We start from the raw sequence: 24945 nt of genomic DNA, 5'->3' as shown, positions 1-24945 counted from the left end.
CGTGACCCGGCCCGCCCCGACCCGCACCGCGCCCCCGGAGAGGCGCCCGGACCCCCATGTGATCGTGCTCTTCGGCGCGACCGGGGACCTCGCCCGCCGCAAACTGCTGCCGGGACTGTTCCATCTCGCCGTCGCCGGGCTGATGCCCGAGCATTATCGGGTAGTGGGCTCCGCACCCGCCGCCGTCGCCCTCGACGACGACGACTTCCGTGCCCACGCCCGCGACGCGGTGGCCGAGTTCGGCCGGTCGAAGCCGCAGGGCGAGGCGTGGGAGGCGTTCGAGGAGACCCTCGGTTTCGGCGCCGCGGACCCCGAGGATCCGCAGCCGCTGCTGGACGCCGTGCACCGGGCGGAGCAGGTCCTGGGCGGCCGCCCGCGCCGGCTCTTCCACCTGGCCGTGCCCCCGGCCGCCTTCTCCTCCGTCGTCGGCCTGCTCGGCGATTCGGGACTCGCACAGGACGCGCGCGTGATCGTGGAGAAGCCGTTCGGCACCGACCTGCCGTCCGCGCGGGCCCTGAACGCCACGGTCCACGCCGTCTTCGACGAGTCGAGGGTCTTCCGCATCGACCACTTCCTCGGCAAGGAGTCGGTCGACAACATCCTGGCCCTGCGGTTCGCCAACGGCCTGGTCGAGCCCGTCTGGAACCGCAACCACATCAGCCACGTCGTGATCGACGTGCCGGAGAGCATCGGCATCGAGGGCCGGTCCCGCTTCTTCGAAGGAACCGGCACCTTCCGGGACATGATCGTCACCCATCTCTTCCAGCTCATGGGTTTCGTGGCGATGGAGCCCCCGACCTCGCTGGAGGCCCACGCGCTGCGGGACGAGAAGGAGAAGGTCTTCCAGTCCCTGCGACCGCTGGACCCGGCCCACGTCGTCCGCGGCCAGTACACCGGCTACCGCGACGAACCGGGAGTGGACCCGCACTCGGACACCGAGACCTTCGTGGCCCTGCGCGCCGAACTGGACAACTGGCGGTGGGCCGGCGTGCCCTTCTTCCTGAGGTCCGGCAAGTCCCTCGCCCAGGGCCGGCACCTGGTGACCCTGGGCTTCCGCGAACCGGTGCTGCGCATGTTCCCGCTGGACTCCGGGCACGGCGCCGGCCGGCGCGCCAACGAACTGGTGGTCGACTTCGACGATCCCGGTGGCATCACCGCCCGCTTCCTCGCCAAGGAACCCGGGCCCGCAATGCGCCTGGAGAGGGTCGAGATGGTCTTCCGGTACGCGGGCTCGTACGACCAGGACCACGCGCTGGAGGGCTACGAGCGGCTGATCCTGGACGCCATGCTGGGTGACCAGGCCCTGTTCACCCGCTCGGACGGCATCGAACGGCTCTGGGAGGCGGCCACCCCCCTGCTGGACGACCCACCGCCGGTCGAGCCCTACGCGCCCGGCTCCTGGGGGCCGGACTCGATCCGCCGGCTCATCGCTCCGTACCGGTGGAGTCCTCAGGACCCTCGCTGAGCAACGGGTCCGGCAGCAGCTCGCCCCGGCTCTCCAGCCGGTAGAGCAGCACCAGGGCCGGGCCCACCAACACCACCGCGACCAGGGAGACGATCACCAGCCAGCCCATCGTGGCCCGGGCTCCCGCCCCCTCGGCCACGGTCAGCGACGTCGGCAGCAGGTACGGACGCTGGGCCAGCCCCCAGGCGACGACGACCGCGCCGACGGAGCCCACGGCCGCAGCCCGGGTGAACTGGGTGGGGGCGCCGCGCACCAGGAGCCAGGCGGCGGCCAGCGCGCAGACCCCGGCCACACACACCAGGGCCAGCCCCGGCCCACCGGTCAACCGCTCGTGCACGTACGGCGCGTCGTCCCGGGTCAGCACGATCCCGATGCCGGCCAGCACGGCGAGCGCCAGCAGCGTGATCAGGGCGCGCCGCCGGAAGTAGTCGACCAGGTCCGGGGTCCCGTAGGCGCGGGCGTCGCCGGAGAGGAAGACCGCGCCGAGGAACGCCGCCGCGGCCACCGTCATCAACCCGGTCAGCACCGAGGTGGGGTTGGTCCAGGCGGAGACCGAGGCGGAACCGCCCGGTGCCACCCGGCCCGAGGCGACGCCGCCCACTGCGGCGCCGAAGAAGTACGGGGTCAGGACCGAGGCGACGGCGAAGGCCGCACCGAAGAGGCGCCGTTCGGCGAGCCGCCGGGTCGGCTTGCGGAGGGCGAAGCCCGCGCCGCGCAGGACAAGCCCCATGGCGGCCAGCGTCAACGGCAGCCAGAGCACGCTGAACACCGCCTGGAACATGACCGGGAAGCCGGTCCACATGACCACCAGGACGAAGACCAGCCAGACGTTGTTGACCTCCCACACCGGCGCCACCGCGTGGTCGATCAGGGCGCGCGGACGGTTCCCGCGCCGTGCCCCGCCGGCCAGCAGGTCCCAGAATCCGGCGCCGTAGTCGGCGCCGCCCCCGCAGGCGTAGGCGGCCACGGCCAGCACCAGCACCCAGGCGACGGCGTCGGCGATCACCGGCGGCCTCCCGGCAGGTGCTGCGGGCGCGGCCCGTACGGTGCGGCGTGTTCCGGTGCCTCGCCGGCGGCCGGCCGGGCACCTTCCCGGATTCCGGTCCGCTCGTCCCTGAGGCGCCAGCGGGTACGCATCCCCAGCAGCACGGCGACGAACACCACGAGGAGGGCGACGTAGCCGACGACGACGACCCCCATCACCGCCCACAGGGTGCCGGCGGAGGTGGCGGTGACCGCCTCGGACACCCGCATGTGCTCGTACACGATCCAGGGCTGGCGGCCGACCTCGGTGGTGATCCAGCCCGCCTCGACGGCGATCAGGCAGGCGGCGCCGGCCCCGGCGGCGGCCCGCAGGAACCAGCGCGACCCCGACGGATCGCGGCGCCGCCACCGGGCCCAGGCGTACCAGAGCGCGAGGAGCAGCAGCACGCTGCCGATCAGGACCATCACGTCGAAGGCCGTGTGCACGAGGGTCGCCTGACCCGTGGTCGGCCGGTCCTGTGCCGGCACCGACGTCAGTCCCGTCACCTGGGTGCTCGGGCTGAAACCGGCGAGCACGGAGTCGAGCTGGGGGATCTTGATGCCTCCGGACACCGAGCCGTCCGGGTTCAGCCGGCCGAAGATGTACTCGGGCACGTGGGTGCTGGTCCGCCAGACCAGCTCCGTCGCCGCGAACTTCACCGGCTGCTGGTGGAAGACGGACCGGGCGATGAAGTCGCCGAGGAAGAGCTGCACCGGGGTGAGCACCGCGGCGGCCGTGAACGGAACCGTGAAGCCCAGCCGGTGGTAGCGGTCCCGGCGCCCCCGCAGCAGCCCGGTCGCGTAGACGCCGGCCACGACGAACCCGGCGGTCATGAACATCCCCACCACGAAGTGCCAGTACTCGGGCCCGAACATCGGTGTGAACACCGCCGCGCGCACGTCCACGCCGACGGGGTCGCCGTTCGCGTCGAGCCCGAAGCCGCGGGGGGTGTTCATCCAGGAGTTCGCGGCCAGGATCCCGAACGCCCCCAGCAGAGCGACGAGGGGCAGCGGCACACCGAGCGCGAAATGCGTCCACGGCCGCAGCCGGCGCCAGCCGTACAGGTACACCGAGATCAGTACGGCCTCCAGGAAGAACGCCCACGCCTCGACGCCGAACCCGAGACCGAAGACGTCTCCCCAGCGCCCCATCAGCCCGGGCCACAACAGCCCGAACTCGAAGGACAGCACGGTTCCGGTCACCACGCCCACCGCGAACTGCACCGCCATCACCGCCGACCAGCGGCGGGCCAGCAGCATGGCCACCGGGTCGTCGGCGCGCAGCGCCCGGTAGTGCATCAACAGGGTGATGAAGGGCAGGGCGACACCGAACGGCACCAGCAGGATGTGGGTGCCGAGACTGAAGGCCATCAGCTCGCGGGCCGGCAGCAGCTGCGCAGGATCCTGCGCCAGCAGCCGTACGGCCCCGTTCACCGGTGCCACCCCGCCCCGTGCGCGGCCCTGCCGCGTGCGGGGCGCGGCGACGGGGCGCATGCGTGCTCCGCGCGATCGTCCACCGTGAGGTCCTCCCGTGAGGTGAGCCGTCGCCCTCACCCAAACACTGGACGGCCCGCGGAGGGGTGCTCACGCGGCGGCATTGCTCCGGATGCCGCTGAGACCTCGATCGGGCGGGTTCTCCACGGCACGCCCGGTGGCGTTCGGGCGGCGCGGTCGGCCGCGCGCTTCTAGCCTGGAAGGCATGCTGGGGCTTCCTGATCACGTACGTGCCTGTCTGTTCGACCTCGACGGGGTCCTCACCCGGACCGCGAAGGTGCACGCCGCCGCCTGGAAGGAGATGTTCGACGCGTATCTCCGCGAGCGGGCGGAGCGTGAGGGGACCGCGTTCGTGCCCTTCGACGCGATCGACGACTACGACGCGTACGTCGACGGGCGTCCGCGCGCGGACGGGGTGCGGACCTTCCTCGCGTCACGCGGGGTGCGCCTGCCCGAGGGAACACCGGACGACCCGCCGGAGGCCGAGACCGTGACCGGCCTGGGCACCCGGAAGAACACCCTGGTGCTGCGCCGGATCCGCGAGGACGGTGTGGAGCCCTACGAGGGATCGGTCGAGTTCGTCCACGCGGTGCGGAAGGCCGGTCTGGCGTGCGCGGTGGTGTCGTCGAGCGCGAACTGCCGGGACGTCCTGGTGGCGGCCGGCATCGAGGGCCTGTTCGACGAACGGATCGACGGCGTCACGGCACGCGACCGCGCCCTGCGCGGGAAACCCGCCCCGGACACCTATCTGGAGGCGGCCCGGGACCTGGGCGTGGAGCCGGGCGCCGCCGCCGTGTTCGAGGACGCGCTGGCCGGAGTCGAGGCCGGGCGGGCCGGACGGTTCGGAGTGGTCGTCGGCGTGGACCGGGTGGGCCAGGCGGAGCAGCTGACGGCGCACGGGGCGGACATCGTCGTCCGTGACCTGGCCGAACTCCTGGACGCGCGATGATCAGCCACTCCTGCTTCACGGTCGAGCCGTGGTGTCTGCGCGAGACGGAGCTGAACCTGGACGTGCTCGCCCAGAGCGAGTCGGTGTTCGCGCTGTCCAACGGGCACATCGGGTGGCGCGGGAACCTCGACGAGGGTGAGCCCCACGGGCTGCCCGGCGCCTACCTCAACGGCGTGTACGAACGGCACCCGCTGCCGTACGCGGAAGCCGGTTACGGTTATCCGGAGTCCGGCGAGACCATGATCAACATCACCGACGGCAAGGTCGTCCGGCTGCTGGTCAACGACCACCCGTGCGACCTGCGCTACGGGCGGCTGCTGGAGCACGAGCGGGTGCTGGACTTCCGCACCGGTGTGCTCAGCCGCACCGTGCGCTGGACCACGCCCGGCGGCCAGACCGTCCGCATCCGCGCGCGCCGGCTGGTGTCCTTCACCCAGCGGGCGGTCGCCGCCGTGGTGTACGAGGTCGAGCCGGTCGACGGCCCGGCCACGGTCGCGGTCCAGTCCGAACTCGTCGCCAACGAGCAACTGCCGCACGCCGAGGGGGACCCGCGGGTCGCTGCGGCGACCGGCTCCCCGCTCGTGGCGGAGGAGCACTTCGCGCAGGAGACCCGGATGCGGCTGGTGCACCGCACCGGTGTCAGCGGGCTGCGGGTGGGGGCGGCGGCCGACCACCTCGTGGACGGGCCTGAGGGCACGCGGTGGACGTCGCAGAGCGAGCCGGACGTCGTCCGTCTGACGGTGACCGCGGACCTGAGGCCCGGGCAGCGGCTGCAACTCGTCAAGTTCGTCGCCCACGGCTGGTCCGGGCAGCGCTCCCTGCCGGCCGTGCGCGACCAGGTCGAAGGAGCGGTGGCGGCTGCGGTCAGTGCCGGCTGGGAGGGACTCGCCGCCGAACAGCGGGCCTTTCTGGACCAGTTCTGGGCCGGCGCCGACGTCGAGGTGGAGGGGGACGCGCAGATCCAGCAGGCCGTGCGGTTCGCCCTGTTCCACGTCCTCCAGGCGGCGGCCCGCGGGGAGCAGCGGGCGATCCCCGCGAAGGGTCTGACGGGAACCGGGTACGACGGGCACTCCTTCTGGGACACCGAGTCCTATGTGCTGCCGGTGCTCTCCCTCACCGCGCCGCAGTCCGTCGCCCCGGTGCTGAAGTGGCGGCACCGGACCCTGCCGGCGGCCCGGGAACGCGCGCGCCAGCTCGGGCTGGAGGGGGCGACCTTCCCCTGGCGGACGATCAACGGAGCGGAGTGCTCGGCCTACTGGCCCGCCGGAACGGCGGCCTTCCACGTGAACGCCGACATCGCCCTGGCGGCGGTCCGGTACGTCATGGTCAGCGGCGACGAGGAGTTCGAGCGCGCCGAGGGGCTGGACCTGCTCGTGGACACCGCCCGGCTGTGGCGTTCCCTCGGCCACCACGACCCGGAAGGCGTCTTCCACGTCGACGGGGTCACCGGACCCGACGAGTACAGCGCCGTCGCCCGGGACAACCTGTACACCAACGTCATGGCCCGGCAGAACCTGCTGGCCGCGGCGGAAGCGGCCACGCGCCACCCGGACCGGGCCGAGGAACTCGGCGTCGACGACGAGGAGACGGCCGCCTGGCGGGACGCCGCGGCCCGCATGGCGATCCCGTACAACGAGACCCTGGGAGTGCACGAGCAGTCGGCCGGATTCACCCGTCTCCAGCACTGGGACTTCGAGGCGACCCCGCCCGAGCACTACCCGCTGCTGCTCCACTACCCCTACTTCGACCTGTACCGCAAGCAGGTGGTGAAGCAGGCCGACCTCGTGCTGGCGATGCTGGAGTGCCCGGAGGCCTTCACCGACGAGCAGAAGGCGCGCAACTTCGCGTACTACGAGGCGCTGACCGTCCGCGACTCCTCCCTGTCCGCGTGCTGCCAGGCGGTGCTCGCCGCCGAGACCGGGCACCTGCGGCTGGCCTACGCCTATATCCGCGAGGCGGCGCTGATGGACCTGGAGGATCTGGAGCACAACACCCGCGACGGGCTGCACATCGCCTCCCTCGCCGGCACGTGGATGGCCCTCGTCGTCGGCCTCGGAGGCCTGCGCCGGCACCCCGGCGAGGAGGGCAGGCCCGCACGGCTGGGTTTCGCCCCGCGTCTGCCCGAGGCGCTGTCCCGGCTGGTGTTCACCGTGACGGTGCGCGGGCGCAGGCTGAAGGTGGACATCGGCCCCGGCGAGGTGCGCTATGTCCTGGTGGAGGGCGAACCCCTGGTGGTGCTGCACCACGGGGAGCCGGTCACCGTGGCCGCCGGCGCACCCGTGGAGCGTCCGGTACCCCAGGTGCCCGCGGGTCCGGAGCCGCAGCAGCCCCGGGGCCGCCGCCCCGTCGGCCTGACCGACGGGCAGGAACCCGGGGCTGAGCCGCAGGACTGACACCCTCTCCTGCCCGTGGGAAGACGATTCCGGTCAGTACCGCTGTGCGGTACCCCTCGGGCTACGTCCCGGGGCGGGCCGGCGTCTCCAGAGGACCGACCAGGATCTCGGAGAAGGCGAGTTCGGCGGCTCCGATCAGCACCGCGTCGTCGCCGAGTTCCCCCCCCCACACGCAGCCGCAGGTTCTCCCGGGAGGCCGTGAGGGCGTGGCGGTTGATGCGGCTGCGGATCTGGGCGGCCGAGCCGGGAACACCTCGCGGAGCCCGAGCCCGGTCCCCGCCGGGCGGACAGCGGGCCTTCGGCCTCGCTCTACGAGGCGCTGGAGTCGGTGTCGTCGGCCGCTGCGGACAGGCTGAAGGACAGCAACGCGGTGGCCGTGAAGTCGTCGGCGGGTTCCACGGTCTGCCAGGCGCCGACGTGGTCCATGTAGCGGGCGCCGTGTCCGTCGAAGGCGGAGAAGGGGTTGCTCTTCTCGGCCGGGCACGTGCGCATCGTCGGGAAGGAGTTGAGTTCCCCGAGCCTGGCTGCCGCATTGGGGCCGTTGACCACACCGCCGACGAGGATGTCGCCCGTGCCGCTCAGGCTGCCTGCGAGATTGGCGGCCTGATGCTCGGGACAGTGCGGGAAGGTGGAGCCTTCACCGATGACGAAGGAGGATCCCCAGGCATTGGCGCCCAGCGCCCAGTTGCGCTGCTGGGTGGCGAAGGCGTCGTAGCGAGCGTCGCCGGTGACCCGGCGATACAGCTGTGCGGTGGCGGCCAGGCCGAAGGTGTGCGGCACGGAGTCGAACTCGGTGTAGACGGCTCCCGCCCGGAAGGGGTCATGTGCGGCGCGGACCCTGCCGTCGTCGAGCTGCCGCTCGAGGTCGGCGACAAGCTGATCGCGGCCGACCTCGCCGCTCGGCTCACCGTCGTCGATCACTCTTGCCAGATCCCCATGCGCCAGGGCGCTGACGTCCCCCAGCCCCAGGGCGCCGAGGTCGTCCGCGGACAGATACCGCGCGGCCCAGTGGCCCGCCTGTTCCGACCACTCCTGTGTCCGGTCGTCCCCGAGGGCCTCTGCCGCCAGAGCCAACTCGGCGCCGCCGAACTCCATGTCGTCCGCCCAGGACGACTCGGGGTAGAAGGCAAGAGGGAACGCGGTCGTCAGCTCCCCTTCCGGCGAGGTGTCGGCGAGAGCGTAGATCTGCGCGGCCTTCTCCAGTTCCTCACGGGCCCGCTCCGGATCGTCCTCGGCGTCCAGTTGCGCGGCGAGCGCGAAGGCGGCGGCGACCCGCCCCGCGAGATTGGGGCTGATGGGCTCGCCCGGAGGGGCGGCACGGAAGACCGGCCGGTGTTTGATCGCGTCGTCGCGATCGCCGGGCTCGACCTCCAACGCGTCGTCCGCCTCCGGCAGCCGCCAGACGTCGTGATCCGAACGCACAGGGCCGCTGGCGTTCCCGGTGCCGCCGATACCCGTGCCGACCTGGACGTAGAGGGTACGGGAGGATGCATCCCACATCTTGTCCAGCCAGTCCAGGCCATGGCGGGCCTCCTCGGCCAACTCCTCACCACCGTCCGGAGCGGTGCGTCGGGCCAGGAGGAGACTCGCGGTGGAATACGAGGCAGTGTGCGTGAACTTCAGGAAGTCCCCGGCGTCGAACCAGCCCTCGGAGACATCGACCGGACCGCCGACAGGTTCGAGAGGCTCGACCAGGCGCTCGGCGTCCTCGTCGTAGGCGGGCGTGTCGTACACGGTGGCCTGCCGGTCGGTCAGGTGCGAGGGTTTGCGGCGCAGCACCCCGGCGTCGACGTCCGCCCCGTCGCGCTGGGCCCTGAAGAACCGGACGTTGTCCCGGGCGACCTTGCCGAACAGCTCACCGGCGGACGCCACTCGGAACCTGGGTGAGGTCGCGGAGACCGGGCCGGTCACCTCCACCCGGTAGTCGCCGGCAGCGGTGAGGCGGGAGAGGTCCAGGGTACGGACGGACCGGTAGGTGCTGTTCCACCCACCTGTGGAGGGCCCGGCCGTCCCGGACAGGACCTCCCCACCGGAGGAGTCCAGCACCCGGAAGGGCACCCGGGCGACTGGGCGGGACGTCATCAGGTAGGCGTGCTTGACCTCGCCGGGTGCGTAGCCGACCTGGTCCACGCGCAGAACGGCGGTGGGCGGAGCGGCGGTCGGGCGCCCGGACGGGGACCGCGGCAGGCAGGAGACAGCGAGGACGGTCGCGGCGACACCCGCACCGAGCAGGGCGATCGCACGATTGCGTGGCTGGAGCATGCCGCAAGGCTGCCAGCGGCTTCATGAGCGAATCGTGAGGAGACGCGCCTCCTCGGCGTCACCTCCGGGAGGCACCCGGTTCCTCTGGGACGGCCAGCTCGGCAGTGGTTCCCCCTCCGGGGGCATCCCCGACACGGGCGGTGCCCCCGTGCAGCTCGGCCACCCACCGCACGATGGCCAGCCCGATTCCCGTACCCCCTCCGGGTCCCGCCGTCCGCCGGTCGAAGACCCGCTCCCGCAGGGCGGGGGCCACTCCCGGACCGTGGTCGCGCACCGCGACCCGGCCCTCCGCGACCACCACGTCGACCCGGGCCCTCTCGCCGGGAGCAGCCCCGTGCTTGAGTGCGTTCTCGATCAGGTTGCGTACCGCCTGGGCCAGCGGCTCGGGATCCCCGCACACCACCGTGGGCTCGGTGCGCACGGTCACCTCGGCAGGGGACGGCGGTAGCTCGTCTCTGGCCCGCCTGCCGGCCTCGCTCAGCCGGGCCAGTCCCGGCAGCATGCCGCGACGGCGGGAGAAGCGCTGCCGTGGGTGGTCCCCCGCGCCCCATTCCACGACGGTCACCGCTGCCGGGCCCTGCGTCAGGTCGTCCTCGCGCAGCGGTCCCAAGTGCACTACGCCCTGGTCGTAGTAGACAGCACGAGCGAGCCCCGTGGCTCTGCGGTCGAGATCGCTGTCGAGGGCATCACTGCGCGACCGGGCGTCGATCTCCGCCGCCACAGCAGCCAGGGCGGCCAGGCACAGGGCGGTGGTCAGGGCGAACAGGCCGGTCAGTGCCCACCGCAGCCGCCGTAGCCGCACGACTGCGGGTCTGCCGGCGGTCACCGGCTCACCGGGGCCCCGGCCGCCGGCTCCTCCACGTCGTCGATCACGAAGCCCACACCGCGCACAGTGCGGATCACGGCCGGGGCACCGAGCTTGCGGCGCAGCTGTGCGATCACCGCGTCCACCACGTTCGACATCGGCTCCGCCATCTCGTCCCAGCAGCACTCGATCAGGTCCGTGCGCGGCACCACCTGCCCGACCCCGGCCACGAGCAGCTCCAGAACCGCGAATTCCTTGGCGGTGAGGGCCAGCAGAACCCCCGAACGCCGCACCCGGCGGCGTCCCGGATCCACTTCGAGGTCCCCGACCACCGCCACCGACGGGCGGAGCCGGCCGACCCGCCGGCACAGCGCACCGACCCGCGCCGCCAGCTCCGCGAAAGCGAACGGCTTGACCACGTAGTCGTCCGTGCCGTCCTGGAACCCGGCTACGAGGTCCGCCACGGCATCCATGGCCGTCAGCATCAGCACCGGAACCCGCGCGCCCGCCCGGCGCAGGCGGCCCACCAGAGCCAGGCCGTCTCCGTCGGGAAGCCCCCGGTCCACCACCAGGCAGTCGTAGGCATTGGTCGCGAGCTTGAGATCCGCTTCCGCCAGCCGATCCGCGAGATCCACCGCGAACCCGGCCGACCGCAACCCCGACACCACGACCCGGCCCAGTTCCCGGTCGTCCTCCACCACCAGCACACGCATGTCCTGGAGATTAGTGGTGCTGCGGGACAGGTTCACCGGCTCGCGACGCCCGGCACGGCACCTCGACGCGTTGTCGCACCACCCGGGTACGCCATTGCCCGGGTGGTGCTCCGCCCGGCGATGCACCGCGGTGGGCGCCGCGCGCTTCCCGGCGAACCTTCCCGGTCGCAGCACTGGAGGGCCACATCGCCACGCCGGCCACCGCCGCTCGACCCCGTCGGGTTCGGGACCGGCGAGATGACCGAGCGCCGCACGCGCCCGCCGCGCCTCTCGGCAGACCGAGGGGGCACGGCACCCCCTGCTCGGTCCCGGCAGCCGGCGACCCGGTGATGCACGGGCGCGCACCGGCGAGGGGAAGGACGCCTCTCCGACGGACCCTGCGCCGGAGCGCTTGGACAGGCGCCGCCGCGGACCGCCTACCCTTGAGCCATGACCAGCAGCAGTGACCGGAGCGCGGCAGTGGACGTTCGATCATCCAAGACGTACGAAGTCCGGACCTACGGGTGCCAGATGAACGTCCACGACTCCGAGCGATTGGCCGGGCTGCTGGAGGACGCCGGCTACGTCCGCGCCCCCGAGGGCTCGGACGGGGACGCGGACGTCGTCGTCTTCAACACCTGCGCGGTGCGGGAGAACGCCGACAACCGCCTGTACGGCAACCTGGGCCGCCTCGCGCCGAGGAAGGCGTCGCGCCCCGGGATGCAGATCGCGGTCGGCGGCTGCCTCGCGCAGAAGGACCGCGACACCATCGTCAAGAAGGCGCCCTGGGTGGACGTCGTCTTCGGCACGCACAACATCGGCAAGCTGCCCGTCCTGCTGGAGCGCGCCCGCCTCCAGGAGGAGGCGCAGGTCGAGATCGCCGAGTCGCTGGAGGCCTTCCCCTCGACGCTGCCGACCCGGCGCGAGAGCGCCTATGCGGCCTGGGTCTCCATCTCCGTGGGCTGCAACAACACCTGCACCTTCTGCATCGTCCCCGCGCTGCGCGGCAAGGAGAAGGACCGGCGGCCCGGCGACATCCTCGCCGAGGTCGAGGCGCTGGTCGCCGAGGGCGTCAGCGAGATCACCCTGCTCGGGCAGAACGTCAACGCCTACGGCTCCGACATCGGCGACCGGGAGGCCTTCAGCAAGCTGCTGCGGGCCTGCGGGAACGTCGAGGGGCTGGAGCGCGTCCGCTTCACCTCCCCGCACCCGCGCGACTTCACCGACGACGTGATCGCCGCCATGGCCGAGACGCCGAACGTGATGCCGCAGCTGCACATGCCGTTGCAGTCCGGTTCGGACACGGTCCTCAAGGCGATGCGCCGCTCCTACCGGCAGGAGCGCTACCTCGGCATCATCGAGAAGGTCCGGGCCGCCATCCCGCACGCCGCGATCACCACCGACATCATCGTGGGCTTCCCCGGTGAGACCGAGGAGGACTTCGAGCAGACCCTGCACGTGGTCCGCGAGGCCCGGTTCACGCAGGCGTTCACCTTCCAGTACTCCAAGCGGCCCGGCACCCCCGCCGCCACCATGGAGGACCAGATCCCCAAGGAGGTCGTGCAGGCGCGCTACGAGCGCCTCGTCGCCCTTCAGGAGGAGATCTCCTGGGACGAGAACAAGAAGCAGGTCGGCCGGACCCTGGAACTGATGGTCGCCGAGGGCGAGGGCCGCAAGGACGACGCCACCCGCCGCCTGTCCGGCCGCGCCCCCGACAACCGCCTGGTCCACTTCACCCGGCCCGATCAGGAGGTCCGTCCCGGCGACGTCGTCACCGTCGAGGTGACGTACGCGGCTCCGCATCACCTCCTCGCCGAGGGCCCCGCGCTGGACGTCCGCCGGACGGCCGCGGGCGATGCCTGGGAGAAGCGCAACGCGGCCGAGACGGCGAAGCCCGCGGGCGTGATGCTCGGGCTGCCGCGGATCGGCGCGCCGGAGCCGCTGCCGGTCGCGGCGAACGGCTGCGGCTGCGACTGACGCCCGCCGCGAACCGGCCGCACGGCCGGCCACATCCGCGCGCCGGAGCGAGTGCCCCGCGTGCGCCCGCCGTCCGGTGCGACGGCCCGGCGGCGGCCCCCACGTCCCCGGCCGTCGCCGGGTGACGGAGGCCCACCACGGGGCGTTACGCTGCCGATCATGCTTGTCGCCGCCGCCGTCTGCCCCTGTCCGCCCCTGCTCGTGCCCGGCGTGGCCGCGGGTGCCGCGCCCGAGCTCGACGCCGCCCGCACCGCCTGCGCGGACGCGCTGGGCGTGCTGGCCGCCGCCCGGCCCGACCGGCTCGTGGTCGTCGGTCCCGCCGAGGAGGGCGGGAGCTACGGCGAGGGCGCGCACGGGTCGTTCCGGGGCTTCGGCGTGGCCCTCGACGTGACATTGGGGCGGGACACCGGACAGCGTGGCGGGCCCGCGCTGCCCGCGTCGCTCGCCGTCGCCGCCTGGTTGCTGCGGCGGGCCGGCTGGACCGCCGCCCCCGTCGGGGCGCTCGCCGTGGCGCAGGCCCTCCCACCCGACCGGTGCGCCCGGACGGGCCGGGAGATCGCCGCGGCGGCCGAGCGGGTCGCGCTGCTGGTGATGGGCGACGCCAGCGCGTGCCGCACGCTCAAGGCGCCGGGTTACCTGGACGAGCGGGCCGCGCCCTTCGACGCCGCCGCCGCGCGGGCACTGGGTTCGGCGGACGTGGCGGCCCTCCGGGCGATGGACGAGGAACTGGCGCGCGAGCTGAAGGTCTCCGGCCGTGCTCCGTGGCAGGTGCTCGCCGGTGCCGCGGAGGGGGCCAGGCTGTCCGGGGCCCTTCTCCACGAGGACGCGCCGTACGGCGTGGGATACCTGGTCGCGACCTGGTCGTAGCGCCCGCTCCCGAGGGGGCGCACAGGGCGGGGTGTTTCAGGAGGCGGGCGGGGGTCCTTCCGGGGGTGTGAAGGTGTCGTCCCCCGCCCCGGGACCGGGCTTGTGCGCGAGCCGGTCCATGGCGTGCTTCGCCTTCCCGGTACCCGTCTCGATCTTGTCGCTGTACCTGCCCCCGGTCTTCTCGTCGACCGTCTTCGCGGCCCGGTCCAGACCGTTGCCGATCCTGTCCCCGTGCTGCTGCGCGAGGTCGGAGACCTTGTCCCTGGCCGGGTTCAGCCTGGCCTTGAGGTTGTGCAACAGACCCATGGGTCACCTTCCCTGTTCCTGGGCTCCGCTCCTGGGCGCCGTTCCCCGTCCCCTCCGCCGCTGCGCCGCGTCGGGTGCGGGTGCCCTCACCGGCCCCGCCGACGGCCGTTCCCCGGCCTGCCGCCGCCGGGGGACCGCCCGCGCGGGGCATCGGCCTCCGCGGACCGTCCACCGCCCGCGCCACGTCCTTCGGAGCCCGCGTCCCGGGGCGGGACCGCCCGGCGCCGCCGGCTGCGAGGCGTCCGGCGCCTCCCCCCGGGCCGGCGAGATGTGGAGAAGCAGGGCAAGAACGCCCGTATCACCTCCATACGGTACTCGCGCGGGTGGCGTCCCGCCCCTCCCGGGTCCGTCCCCGTCCCGACCCCGAACCCGGGGCCGCTCGTGACGGATCGCGCCCCGCGCACCGGGCGGCGAACCGGCGCGGATCACATCACGCAACCCGTTCGAGGGCACTCCGCCGGGTTTGCGAGACTGGTGCGGTGACCAGCGCAGCCCCCGCCCCCCGCGTCATCGCCGTCGTCGGCCCCACCGCAGCAGGAAAGTCCGACCTCGGCGTCTTCCTGGCCCAGCAACTCGGCGGCGAGGTCGTCAACGCCGACTCCATGCAGCTGTACCGCGGGATGGACATCGGCACGGCCAAACTGACGCCCGGGGAACGCGGCGGCGTCCCGCACCATCTGCTCGACATCTGGGACGTCACCGTCACGGCGTCCGTCGCCGAGTACCAGCGCCTGGCCCGGGCCCGGATCGACGCGCTCCTCGCCGAGGGCCGCTGGCCCGTCCTCGTGGGCGGCTCCGGACTGTACGTCCGCGGCGCCGTGGACCACCTCGAATTCCCCGGCACGGACCCTCAGGTGCGCGCCCGGCTGGAGGCTGAACTCGCGCAGCACGGCTCCGGCGCCCTGCACGCCCGGCTGGCCGCCGCCGACCCCGGGGCCGCACGCGCGATCCTGCCCAGTAACGGGCGCCGCGTCGTCCGGGCACTGGAAGTGATCGAGATCACCGGCAAGCCCTTCACCGCCAACCTGCCCGGTCACGACTCCGTCTACGACACCGTCCAGATCGGCGTCGACGTGGCGCGCCCCGAACTCGACGAGCGCATCGCCCACCGCGTCGACCGGATGTGGGAGGCCGGGCTCGTCGACGAGGTGCGCGCCCTGGAGGCGCAGGGGCTGCGCGAGGGACGCACGGCCTCGCGTGCGCTCGGCTACCAGCAGGTGCTCGCGGCGCTCGCCGGAGGGTGCACGCTCCGGGAAGCGCGGGACGAGACCGTCCGTGCCACCAAGCGCTTCGCGCGCCGTCAGGATTCGTGGTTCAGGCGCGATCCGCGGGTGCACTGGTTGAGTGGGGCCGCCGCGGACCGCAGGGAACTTCCGAAGCTGGCGCTGGCGTTGATCGAACGACCGGTTACAGCCTGATCACGTCATGGCATCGGGACGCCCAGGCCGTCATCCGGGCCTCCGGGACCATGCCATCATCGACCTTCGATCGACCAAGTGGAGTCCGAGTTGGGAGGGCGCGTGGCGATGGAGGCCGGCCCTCGCGACACCGCACAAGAGACCGAACCCGTCACCGCCGACAGCGGCGAACCGGAGCGGGACGGCGGTTCGCTCGGTCCCGACGGGCTCGACGAGACCGAGGACGGCATGACCGCCGACGGCCCCGAGCCGGAGGAGATGTTCTCCTCCGGTCCCGAGGTCGAGGTCGAGCTGCGCCCGCAGCGCCGGCTGCGGATCTGGCAGCTCGCTCCCATCGTGGCCCTCGCGGCGACCGGCTCCCTGATGTTCGCGTTCCCGCTCGCCTTCGACTTCGGCGACAGCGGAGCCGTGATCGCCATGCTGGGGCTGCTGATCTGCTCCTGCGCGGCAGGCTGGGGCATGATGGCCGCCCGCAGGGTCGGCTACACCTGGCCGGGCCTGCCGCAGCGCGGCTCCGGCCGCCGCCCGGACTGGCGGGTCGTCCTCGCCTACGCCGTCGTCCTCGCCGCGGTCGCCGTCCTCGCCGTGTGGCGGGTCGCGCGACTGCGCTGACGGGGGCGCCCTCCCCGCGCACGCCGGTGCGCGGCGCCCACCGCTTACGATCGACGCATGAGCACGCGGATCGCCTTCCTCAAGGGCCACGGCACCGAGAACGACTTCGTGATCGTCCCGGACCCCGAGAACGCCGTCGACCTGCCCCCCGCCGTCGTCGCCGTCCTGTGCGACCGCCGCGCGGGCATCGGCGGCGACGGCCTGCTGCACGTGGTGCGCTCCGCCGCGCACCCCGAGGCCCGGCACATGGCGGCCGACGCGGAGTGGTTCATGGACTACCGCAACGGCGACGGCTCGATCGCCGAGATGTGCGGCAACGGCGTCCGCGTCTTCGCCCGCTACCTCCAGCACGCCGGGCACGCCACCGAGGGCGACCTCGCCGTCGCCACCCGCGGCGGCGTGAGGACCGTGCACATCGCCAAGGACGGAGACGTCACCGTCGGCATGGGCACGGCCCGGCTCCCCGAGGGCGAGGTCACGGTGAGCGTCGGCGAGCGCAGCTGGCCCGCGCGCAACGTGAACATGGGCAACCCGCACGCCGTCGCCTTCGTCGACGACCTGGCACACGCCGGGACCCTGCACGAGGCGCCGCCCTTCAGTCCGGCCTCCGCCTACCCGGACGGGGTCAACGTCGAGTTCGCGGTGGACCGCGGCCCCGCCCACGTCGCCATGCGGGTCCACGAGCGTGGCGCCGGCGAGACCCGCTCCTGCGGCACGGGGGCGTGCGCGGTCGCCGTCGCCACCGCCCGCCGCGACGGAGCCGACCCGGCCGTCACCGGGACCCCGGCCACCTACACGGTCGACGTGCCCGGCGGGCGTCTGGTGATCACCGAGCGCCCGGACGGCGAGATCGAGATGACCGGGCCCGCTGTGATCGTCGCCGAGGGCGAGCTGGACCCGGAGTGGCTCAGGGGCACGCAGCGCCGGTGAGTGCTCCGCCGGACGGGGCCCTCCGTGCCGGGGAGCCTGCCACGCGCCTCCGGCGCCGGCGCGCCCCTCGGAGGGCGATGTTCCCGATGCTCGCACATCCCCTCGGACGGCGCTGTCCTCCGGGAGGGTGAGCGTCCCGGGGTGCAACCGCTCAAGTGGCGGTCGCGCTCAAACCGCAAACGCCCTCACCGTCGCTCGAATGGGTGATCCGTTTCACGCTCGGCGAGAGCCGGTCGGTTGCGCGTGATGGGCTCGGTAGCATCAAGCACCGGCTCGGACGGGGGACCCGCCATCCCCTGAGCCGTGTCCGCCAAGGGGCACCCCGTCCGCCGGTCCACGCAGCCGGAGGTGCTCATGAGTGCGGAGGCCACGAACCCCGCCACCCCGGGTCCGGTCACCGGCCCGACGGCACGCTGGCGGTCGCGGATCGATCTGCGCCGCCTCGGCCGGGCGGCGCTGCTCGGTCCCGCCGCACGTGACCGGCTGCCCGACGCCATCAGCCACGTCGTCGACGCCCACCGCGCCCACCACCCCGACGCGGACCTCGAACCGCTGCGCCGCGCCTACCTGCTGGCCGAGTCCTCGCACCGCGGCCAGATGCGCAAGAGCGGCGAGCCGTACATCACGCACCCGCTCGCCGTGACGCTGATCCTCGCCGAACTCGGAGCCGAGACGACCACGTTGACGGCGTCCCTGCTCCACGACACCGTCGAGGACACCGAGGTGACGCTGGATCAGGTGGGCCAGCAGTTCGGCGAGGAGGTGCGGTATCTCGTCGACGGCGTCACGAAGCTGGAGAAGGTCGACTACGGGGCCGCCGCCGAGCCCGAGACGTTCCGCAAGATGCTCGTCGCCACCGGCAGCGACGTCCGGGTGATGTCGATCAAACTCGCCGACCGGCTGCACAACATGCGCACCCTCGGCGTCATGCGTCCCGAGAAACAGGCCCGCATCGCCAAGGTGACCCGGGACGTCCTCATCCCCCTCGCCGAACGACTGGGCGTGCAGGCCCTCAAGACCGAACTCGAGGACCTCGTCTTCGCGATCCTCCACCCCGAGGAGTACCAGCACACGCGGGACCTGATCGTCGAGAACGCCTCCCGCACCGACGACCCGCTCGCGGAGATCGCCGACGAGATGCGCGACGTCCTGCGCGAGGCGGACATCCCCGCCGAAGTCGTCATCCGGCCCCGCCACTTCGTCTCCGTGAACCGCGTCGCACGCCGCCGCGGACAGCTGCGCGGCGCGGACTTCGGCCGCCTGCTGGTGCTGGTGAACGAGGACGCCGACTGCTACGCCGTCCTCGGTGAACTGCACACCTGCATGACACCCGTCGTCTCGGAGTTCAAGGACTTCATCGCCGTACCCAAGTTCAACCTCTACCAGTCGCTGCACACCGCCCTGGCCCGCACGGACGGGCAGATCGCCGAGACGCTGATCCGCACCCACCAGATGCACAAGGTCGCCGAGGCCGGTGTGGTCGCCCTGGGCAACCCGTACGCGCCCGTGTCCGACGACCCCGCCGAGGGCGAACGCGTCGACCCCACCCGGCCCGGCTGGCTCTCCCGCCTGCTGGACTGGCAGGAGGCCGCGCCCGACCCCGACACCTTCTGGTCCACGCTGCGCGCGGACCTCGCACAGGACCGCGAGATCGCCGTCTTCCGGCCCGACGGCGGGGCCCTCGGCCTGCCCGACGGGGCGACCTGCGTGGACGCCGCGTACGCCCAGTACGGCGAGGACGCGCACGCCTGCCTCGGCGCCCGCGTGAACGGCCGCCTGGCGACCCTGAGCACCGTGCTGCGCGACGGCGACACCGTCGACCTCCTCATGGGCAAGGACCCGGCCGCCGAGCCCTCCCGGGAGTGGCTGGAGCACGCCCGCACACCCGCCGCCCGCATCGCCATCCAGCGGTGGCTGACGGCGCACCCGGCCCCCGACAGACCCGAGAGCCCGCCCGGCGACTCCGCCGTGCCCCGGCCCACCGCCGAGGCACCCGCCCCCCGCCCCGGGAGCGGCCCGCTCGCCGCCCGGCCCGGGGCCAACGCCGTCGTCGAACGCGCCGGGGCGGCCGTACGGCTCGCCGGCTGCTGCACGCCGGTACCACCGGACCGGGTCACCGGCTTCGCCGTGCGCGGCGGAGTGGTCACCGTGCACCGCGTGGAGTGCGCCGCCGTGGCGCGGATGAAGAACGCCGGGCGTGCGGAGGTCGGCGTGCGCTGGGGCGAAACCACCGAGTGCCGGGTCACCCTGGTCGCCGAATCGTTCGGCCGTCCCCACCTGCTCGCCGACCTCACCGAGGTCATCGCCCTGGAAGGCGCCGAGATCGTCTCCGCCACCGTCGAGTCCCCCACCCAGCAGCGGGTGCGCCACACGTACACCCTCCAACTCCGCGACGCCGCCCACCTCCCCGTGCTCATGCGCGCCATGCGCAACGTCCCCGGCGTGTACGACGTGAACCGCAGCCAGCACCGCCCGCCCACCCCCTGACCGGCCGGCGCGGCACGCCCGCCCCGCACCGGCACTCGTTCGGGTGGGCCGGGCGCGCGTCGCCCCCACCGGTGGGGTGCGCGCTGGTAGCCGTGGTGCATGCTGCTCACCCCCCGTGACCCCCGCGCCACCCGGCATCGCCCCCGCAACCCCCGCCGGGTGAAGGCGGCCCTGGTCGCCGCCGCCCTCAGCACCTGCCTCGTCGCCGCCGACGCGCCCCCGGCCCCGCTGGGCGTCGGCGACCGTCTCTTCCCCCAGCTGGGCAATCCCGGCTACGACGTGGCGGCGTACGACCTCTCCTTCACCTACTCCGGCAGCAACGACGAGCCGCTGGAGGCGGTCACCACGATCGACGCGTGGACGACGGCCCCGCTGCAGCGGGTCAACCTCGACTTCGCGCACGGCGACGTGGAGTCCGTGGACGTCGACGGTGAGCCCGCCGCCTTCACCGGCGCGGGCGAGGACCTCGTCGTCACCCCCGCCCGCCGCCTGCCCCGCGGCAGCTGGATGCGGATCACCGTGCGGCACACCAGCGACCCCACACCGGCGACCGGCAGGGACGGCGGCTGGGTGCGCACCGCGGACGGCCTCGCCATGGCCAACCAGGCCGACGCCGCCCACCTGGTCTTCCCGTGCAACGACCACCCCTCCGACAAGGCGATGTTCACCATCCGCGTCACGGCTCCCGAGGGCTACACCGCCGTCGCCAACGGCCTGCCGGCCGGCGCGGAACGGGCCGGCGGCACGACCACCTGGACGTACCGCACCCAGCACCCCATGGCGACCGAGCTCGCCCAGGTCTCCATCGGCCGCTCCAGCGTCCTGCACCGCACCGGCCCGCACCACCTGCCCCTGCGCGACGTGGTGCCCGCCAAGGACAGGGACAAGCTCGAACGCTGGCTGAAGAGGACGCCCGACCAGATCGCCTGGATGGAGAGCAAGGTCGGCCGCTACCCCTTCGAGACGTACGGCCTGCTCATGGCCGAGGCCGACACGGGCTTCGAACTGGAGACACAGACGCTCTCCCTCTTCGAGAGGGACCTGTTCACCGAGCCCGCCTATCCCGAGTGGTACGTCGACTCGGTCATGGTGCACGAGCTCTCCCACCAGTGGTTCGGCGACAGCGTCAGCCCCCGCACCTGGTCCGACCTGTGGCTCAACGAAGGACACGCCACCTGGTACGAGGCCCTGTACGCCGAGGAGCACGCCGACCGGCCCCTGCAGGCCCGCATGAAGGCCGCCTACTCCTTCTCCGACCGCTGGCGCGAGGCCGGCGGCCCCCCGGCCGCACCGAAGCCCCCCACCGCGGGCCGGAAGATCGGCATCTTCCGCGCGAACGTCTACGACGGCGCCGCGCTCGTCCTGTACGCGCTGCGCCAGACGATCGGCCGGCCCGCGTTCGAACGCCTGGAGCGGGTGTGGGTGCAGGAGCACCGCGACTCCACCGCCACCACGGCCGACTTCGTCCGGCTCGCCTCCGACGTCTCCGGCCGCGACCTGAGCGCCTTCTTCCGGGCCTGGCTGTACGGCGAGACGACCCCGCCGATGCCGGGGCACCCGGACTGGACGTCCACGGGGTCCGGCAAGGCCGCCGGAGGCCGGCGATAAGACGGTGACGGGACAGGCCGCGCCGTGCGACCATCGTCAGGCCGGCGCGCCACGGGCCGCGGGAATCTCCCGGGATGCTCGTGCGTTGTTCACCATGACCGCCACAGACGGATTCCCATCGACGTAAGGACCCAATGACCTCCACTTCTTCCCCTTCCCAGGACACCAAGCGCCTCGCGCACGACTACCCCGAGGGCCTTCGGGCCGATGCCCTGATGGAAGAGGACGTCGCCTGGAGCCACGCGATCGACGGCGAGCGGGACGGCGACCAGTTCGACCGCTCCGAACGCGCGGCACTCCGCCGCGTGGCGGGCCTGTCCACCGAACTCGAGGACGTCACCGAGGTCGAGTACCGACAGCTGAGGCTGGAGCGGGTCGTGCTCGTCGGCGTGTGGACCTCGGGCACCGTGCAGGACGCCGAGAACTCGCTCGCCGAGCTGGCCGCCCTCGCGGAGACCGCGGGCGCCCTCGTCCTCGACGGAGTGATCCAGCGCCGCGACAAGCCGGACGCCGCGACGTACATCGGCTCCGGCAAGGCCGTCGAACTGCGTGACATCGTCCTCGACTCGGGTGCCGACACCGTCATCTGCGACGGGGAACTCAGCCCCGGCCAGCTCATTCACCTTGAGGACGTCGTCAAGGTCAAGGTCATCGACCGGACGGCCCTGATTCTGGACATCTTCGCCCAGCACGCCAAGTCCCGCGAGGGCAAGGCGCAGGTCGCGCTCGCGCAGATGCAGTACATGCTGCCGCGGCTGCGCGGCTGGGGTCAGTCGCTGTCCCGGCAGATGGGCGGCGGGAAGGGCGGCGGCCTCGCCACCCGTGGGCCCGGTGAGACCAAGATCGAGACGGACCGGCGGCGGATCCGCGAGAAGATGGCGAAGCTGCGCCGGGAGATCGCGGACATGAAGACCGGCCGCGACGTCAAGCGCAAGGAGCGCAAGCGCCACAAGGTGCCGTCCGTGGCCATCGCGGGCTACACCAACGCCGGCAAGTCCTCCCTGCTCAACCGGCTCACCGGCGCGGGCGTGCTCGTCGAGAACGCCCTGTTCGCGACCCTCGACCCGACCGTGCGCCGTGCCGAGACCCCGAGCGGCCGGCTGTACACCCTGACCGACACCGTCGGCTTCGTCCGGCACCTGCCGCACCACCTGGTCGAGGCGTTCCGCTCCACCATGGAGGAGGTCGGGGAGTCCGATCTGATCCTGCACGTGGTGGACGGCTCCCACCCCGACCCGGAGGAGCAGCTGGCGGCCGTGCGCGAGGTGATCAGGGACGTCGGCGCCACCGACGTGCCCGAGATCGTCGTGATCAACAAGGCGGACGCGGCCGACCCGCTGGTGCTCCAGCGGATGCTGCGGATCGAGAAGCGGTCCCTGGCGGTCTCGGCCCGCACCGGACAGGGCATCGCCGAGCTGCTCGCGCTGATCGACAACGAGCTGCCCCGCCCGGCCGTCGAGATCGAGGCGCTCGTGCCGTACACGCACGGCAGGCTGGTCGCCCGCGCCCACGACGAGGGCGAGGTGATCTCCGCGGAGCACACGGCGGAGGGCACGCTGCTCAAGGCGCGGGTGCACGAGGAACTGGCGGCGGACCTGGCGCCCTACGCCCTGGCCCCGCTCGCCTGACCCACCACCGGCAAGGGCCCGCCCCCGCTTCACCGCGGGGGCGGGCCCTCGTCATGCCGTTCCCCGTCGTGAGCGCGTCCCCTTGTGCGCGACCCGGGGACTGCGCGTGGGATCGGCCCGCGCGGCGGGCGGTGAGGGCCGCGTGAGACGCCTTCGGCCGACCCGCCGCCGCCCGCCGGGGCACCGCTGTCACCGGCCGGCGAACTTCCTGCTCACCTCGTCGTACACGGCCTTGGCCACCTCGCCCAGCCGAGGTCCGGCCAGCCAGCCCGAACTGACCGGACCGATCGACGTGTTGGACACGAGGGCCGGCTTGCCGTCGGCGCCCGTCGCGACCCAGCCGCCGCCGGAGGAACCGCCGGTCATGGTGCAGCCGATGCGGTACATCGTCGGATCCGCGGCGTCGACCGACAGCCGGCCGGGACGGTCCTCGCACTGGTAGAGCTTCTGCCCGTCGTACGGGGGCGCCGCCGGGTAGCCGGTCGCGGCGATGCTCCGGATCCTGCTCGCCGCCGGGGCCTGGAAGTCCACCGGCAGTGCCGAACCCACCGTCTCCTCCAGGGACCTGCCGCCGTTGCCCTCCTCCGGCGTCACATGGATCACCGCGAAGTCGTACGGCGCCCCGTCACCGCCGCTCTCCCCGCCCTGCTCGATCCACTGGTCGGAGGTCTGCACCCAGTCACCCCACCAGACGCCGTACGGCGAGGCCTGCTCCCGGGTGGCGTTCCGCAACTGGCCGACCGACCGGCCCGCGTCGTTGTACGACGGCACGAACGCGATGTTGCGGTACCAGCCACCCTGCCTGCCGGCGTGCACGCAGTGGCCCGCCGTCCACACCAGGTCGGACTTGCCCGGGTGGGCGGGGTCCTGCACCACCGTCGCCGAACACACCTTCGTGCCCTTGGGCGAGTCGAAGAACACCTTGCCGGCCTCGGCGGCGTGTGCGTGGTACGTCGGGGGCACGGCCTTCGCCCGGACGGGAGCGGGCTCCGGGTCCGTCACCCCCTGGTCGCCGGCGAGGTCACCGTCGTCGACCCCCTTGTCGGGGTCGTCGGCGGTGCGCATCCGGTCCGGGTCCCACAGGCCCTTGATGATCGGGTTGACGAAGTCCTTCGCCTCGCGCAGCCAGTCGTCCTTGTCCCAGTTCTTCCAGGCGCCGTTCTTCCACTTGTCGAGATCGATCCCGTGCTGCTTGAGCCGGTCCTTGATGTCGTCCGGGATGGTGATCTTTCCGTCGCCCCCCGCGACGGCCGGAGCGGAGGCCCGGTCGTCCGCGTTCGTGTCGTCGTCCGACCCGCAGGCGGTCGCGGTGAGGGCGAGCGCCGAGACGAGCGCAACTGCCGCGATCCGTGGCGGGTTCGGGCGGCGTACCCCCCGTTCCCGGCGTGCGGTGAACGACGGACGTATGGATCGCATGGTCTGGACTCCCCCTGGAACGAACGACGTTGGAACGGCAGTACACACTATGCGGCGGCTGTGGGAGGCCACCGGCCGAACAGCAACGGTTCGGCTACAGCCCACCGCCCGGGCGACGCCGGGGGAGCGGCTCACCCGGTCCCCGTCACCGGCGGCGACGGCGGCGGCGACGGCGGGGTTCGGGCCACCCCTGCGCCGGCGGCTCGTGGCGGCCCGAAGGGAGCGGACCGGCCCACCCGGCTCCACGGCAGGGTCGGGGACCGATCGCCCGCACACGTCGCCCGCGGCCGGGCCGACGCGCCGTGATGGCGAGGAACCGCCGACGAGTGCAGGGGAGGCGACGCGACACGGTCCCCTCAACGGCTCGCCCGGGTGCGGATGGTGGATCTCCCGTGCGGTGCCGGGGCGTCCTCCGCGGTCTCCGTCCGGGCACATCTCCCGCGACCTCGTGCGGAGGGGCATCCCCTCGGTCGCCGTGCAACGGGGGAGCATCCACCACACCCCGCGCCGAGGCGCCCGCGCTCCGCGCGGGCGCGAGGCAGGGTGCGTGCCCCGCGGCGGCACACGGATCTCACCGCAACCCGTAACCCGGACGGCGGTGCGTGGTTGGTAG

18 protein-coding genes are annotated in these 24945 nt (G+C 73.0%); 11 read left to right on the top strand and 7 right to left on the bottom strand.

All coding sequences use genetic code 11. The features are described from left to right. Position 1 precedes the first annotated feature (1 nt). Entirely contained in the window at positions 2-1465 is a 1464-nt protein-coding gene (gene zwf / locus I3F54_RS01665) for a glucose-6-phosphate dehydrogenase (protein WP_240116705.1), read from the top strand. Here the strand turns inward: zwf and I3F54_RS01660 are convergent. Both I3F54_RS01660 and I3F54_RS01655 read right to left on the bottom strand, forming a co-directional pair. Continuing rightward, complete coding sequence (locus I3F54_RS01660; protein ID WP_240116704.1) at positions 1425-2471, bottom strand: cytochrome d ubiquinol oxidase subunit II; 1047 nt, start codon at positions 2469-2471, stop codon at positions 1425-1427. The genes zwf and I3F54_RS01660 overlap by 41 nt on opposite strands. Next, positions 2468-3859, bottom strand: coding sequence for a cytochrome ubiquinol oxidase subunit I (locus I3F54_RS01655; RefSeq protein ID WP_240116758.1), 1392 nt, complete (start codon positions 3857-3859; stop codon positions 2468-2470). The genes I3F54_RS01660 and I3F54_RS01655 overlap by 4 nt, the downstream gene beginning before the upstream one ends. Before the next feature lie 328 nt (positions 3860-4187). On the opposite strand from I3F54_RS01655, the gene I3F54_RS01650 reads away from it, so the two are divergent. Both I3F54_RS01650 and I3F54_RS01645 read left to right on the top strand, forming a co-directional pair. Next, complete coding sequence (locus tag I3F54_RS01650; protein ID WP_240116703.1) at positions 4188-4931, top strand: HAD family phosphatase; 744 nt, start codon at positions 4188-4190, stop codon at positions 4929-4931. After that, positions 4928-7324 carry a glycoside hydrolase family 65 protein gene (locus tag I3F54_RS01645; protein ID WP_240116702.1) on the top strand — a complete coding sequence of 799 codons (2397 nt, stop codon included), beginning with the start codon at positions 4928-4930 and terminating at the stop codon, positions 7322-7324. Before I3F54_RS01650 ends, I3F54_RS01645 begins: the two co-directional genes overlap by 4 nt. 309 nt (positions 7325-7633) lie before the next feature. Here I3F54_RS01645 and I3F54_RS01640 read toward each other — a convergent pair whose 3' ends face one another. Genes I3F54_RS01640 through I3F54_RS01630 form a run of 3 tightly spaced genes read right to left on the bottom strand, consistent with a single transcriptional unit; the run spans position 7634 to position 11104 of the window. Beyond that, a complete protein-coding gene (locus I3F54_RS01640) occupies positions 7634-9586 on the bottom strand; it encodes a glycoside hydrolase family 9 protein (protein ID WP_240116701.1) in 1953 nt (650 codons plus the stop codon). A gap of 58 nt (positions 9587-9644) precedes the next feature. Next, positions 9645-10412 carry a sensor histidine kinase KdpD gene (locus tag I3F54_RS32290; RefSeq protein WP_240116700.1) on the bottom strand — a complete coding sequence of 256 codons (768 nt, stop codon included), beginning with the start codon at positions 10410-10412 and terminating at the stop codon, positions 9645-9647. After that, positions 10409-11104, bottom strand: a complete 696-nt coding sequence (locus I3F54_RS01630; protein ID WP_240116699.1) for a response regulator transcription factor — start codon at positions 11102-11104, stop codon at positions 10409-10411. Before I3F54_RS01630 ends, I3F54_RS32290 begins: the two co-directional genes overlap by 4 nt. A gap of 429 nt (positions 11105-11533) precedes the next feature. Here I3F54_RS01630 and miaB point away from each other — a divergent pair, with 429 nt between their 5' ends. Both miaB and I3F54_RS01620 read left to right on the top strand, forming a co-directional pair. Continuing rightward, positions 11534-13060: a tRNA (N6-isopentenyl adenosine(37)-C2)-methylthiotransferase MiaB gene (gene miaB / locus I3F54_RS01625; RefSeq protein ID WP_240116698.1), complete on the top strand. Its 1527-nt coding sequence runs from the start codon at positions 11534-11536 to the stop codon at positions 13058-13060. A 159-nt stretch (positions 13061-13219) separates the two neighbouring features. Continuing rightward, a complete protein-coding gene (locus tag I3F54_RS01620) occupies positions 13220-13927 on the top strand; it encodes a class III extradiol dioxygenase subunit B-like domain-containing protein (protein ID WP_240116697.1) in 708 nt (235 codons plus the stop codon). Positions 13928-13963: 36 nt separating this feature from the next. On the opposite strand, the gene I3F54_RS01615 is transcribed toward I3F54_RS01620, so the two are convergent. Next, positions 13964-14233 (bottom strand): antitoxin, encoded by a 270-nt coding sequence (locus I3F54_RS01615; RefSeq protein ID WP_240116696.1) that lies wholly within the window; start codon positions 14231-14233, stop codon positions 13964-13966. Between the two features lie 479 nt (positions 14234-14712). Here I3F54_RS01615 and miaA point away from each other — a divergent pair, with 479 nt between their 5' ends. The 6 genes from miaA to hflX all read left to right on the top strand — a co-directional run bounded on the left by miaA (position 14713) and on the right by hflX (position 22916). Continuing rightward, positions 14713-15651, top strand: a complete 939-nt coding sequence (miaA, locus tag I3F54_RS01610; RefSeq protein WP_240116695.1) for a tRNA (adenosine(37)-N6)-dimethylallyltransferase MiaA — start codon at positions 14713-14715, stop codon at positions 15649-15651. A gap of 108 nt (positions 15652-15759) precedes the next feature. Beyond that, the gene (locus tag I3F54_RS01605) at positions 15760-16263 is read left to right on the top strand and encodes a hypothetical protein (protein WP_240116757.1); all 504 of its coding nucleotides are present in this window, start codon (positions 15760-15762) and stop codon (positions 16261-16263) included. 57 nt (positions 16264-16320) lie between these two features. Then, on the top strand, positions 16321-17193 hold the full coding sequence (gene dapF, locus I3F54_RS01600; protein WP_240116694.1) for a diaminopimelate epimerase: 873 nt from the start codon (positions 16321-16323) through the stop codon (positions 17191-17193). 354 nt (positions 17194-17547) lie between these two features. Continuing rightward, complete coding sequence (locus I3F54_RS01595; protein ID WP_240116693.1) at positions 17548-19680, top strand: bifunctional (p)ppGpp synthetase/guanosine-3',5'-bis(diphosphate) 3'-pyrophosphohydrolase; 2133 nt, start codon at positions 17548-17550, stop codon at positions 19678-19680. Between the two features lie 99 nt (positions 19681-19779). Further along, positions 19780-21288 carry a M1 family metallopeptidase gene (locus I3F54_RS01590; RefSeq protein WP_240116692.1) on the top strand — a complete coding sequence of 503 codons (1509 nt, stop codon included), beginning with the start codon at positions 19780-19782 and terminating at the stop codon, positions 21286-21288. Positions 21289-21422: 134 nt separating this feature from the next. Beyond that, positions 21423-22916 (top strand): GTPase HflX, encoded by a 1494-nt coding sequence (gene hflX / locus I3F54_RS01585; RefSeq protein WP_240116691.1) that lies wholly within the window; start codon positions 21423-21425, stop codon positions 22914-22916. A 189-nt stretch (positions 22917-23105) separates the two neighbouring features. Here hflX and I3F54_RS01580 read toward each other — a convergent pair whose 3' ends face one another. Continuing rightward, on the bottom strand, positions 23106-24332 hold the full coding sequence (locus I3F54_RS01580; protein ID WP_240116690.1) for a serine protease: 1227 nt from the start codon (positions 24330-24332) through the stop codon (positions 23106-23108). Positions 24333-24945: the final 613 nt, after the last annotated feature.

This window comes from Streptomyces sp. MUM 2J (assembly GCF_022414535.1).
Classification (GTDB): domain Bacteria; phylum Actinomycetota; class Actinomycetes; order Streptomycetales; family Streptomycetaceae; genus Streptomyces.
The sequence above is the reverse complement of the archived record's forward strand: the minus strand, read 5'-3'. Positions and strand labels throughout refer to the sequence as shown.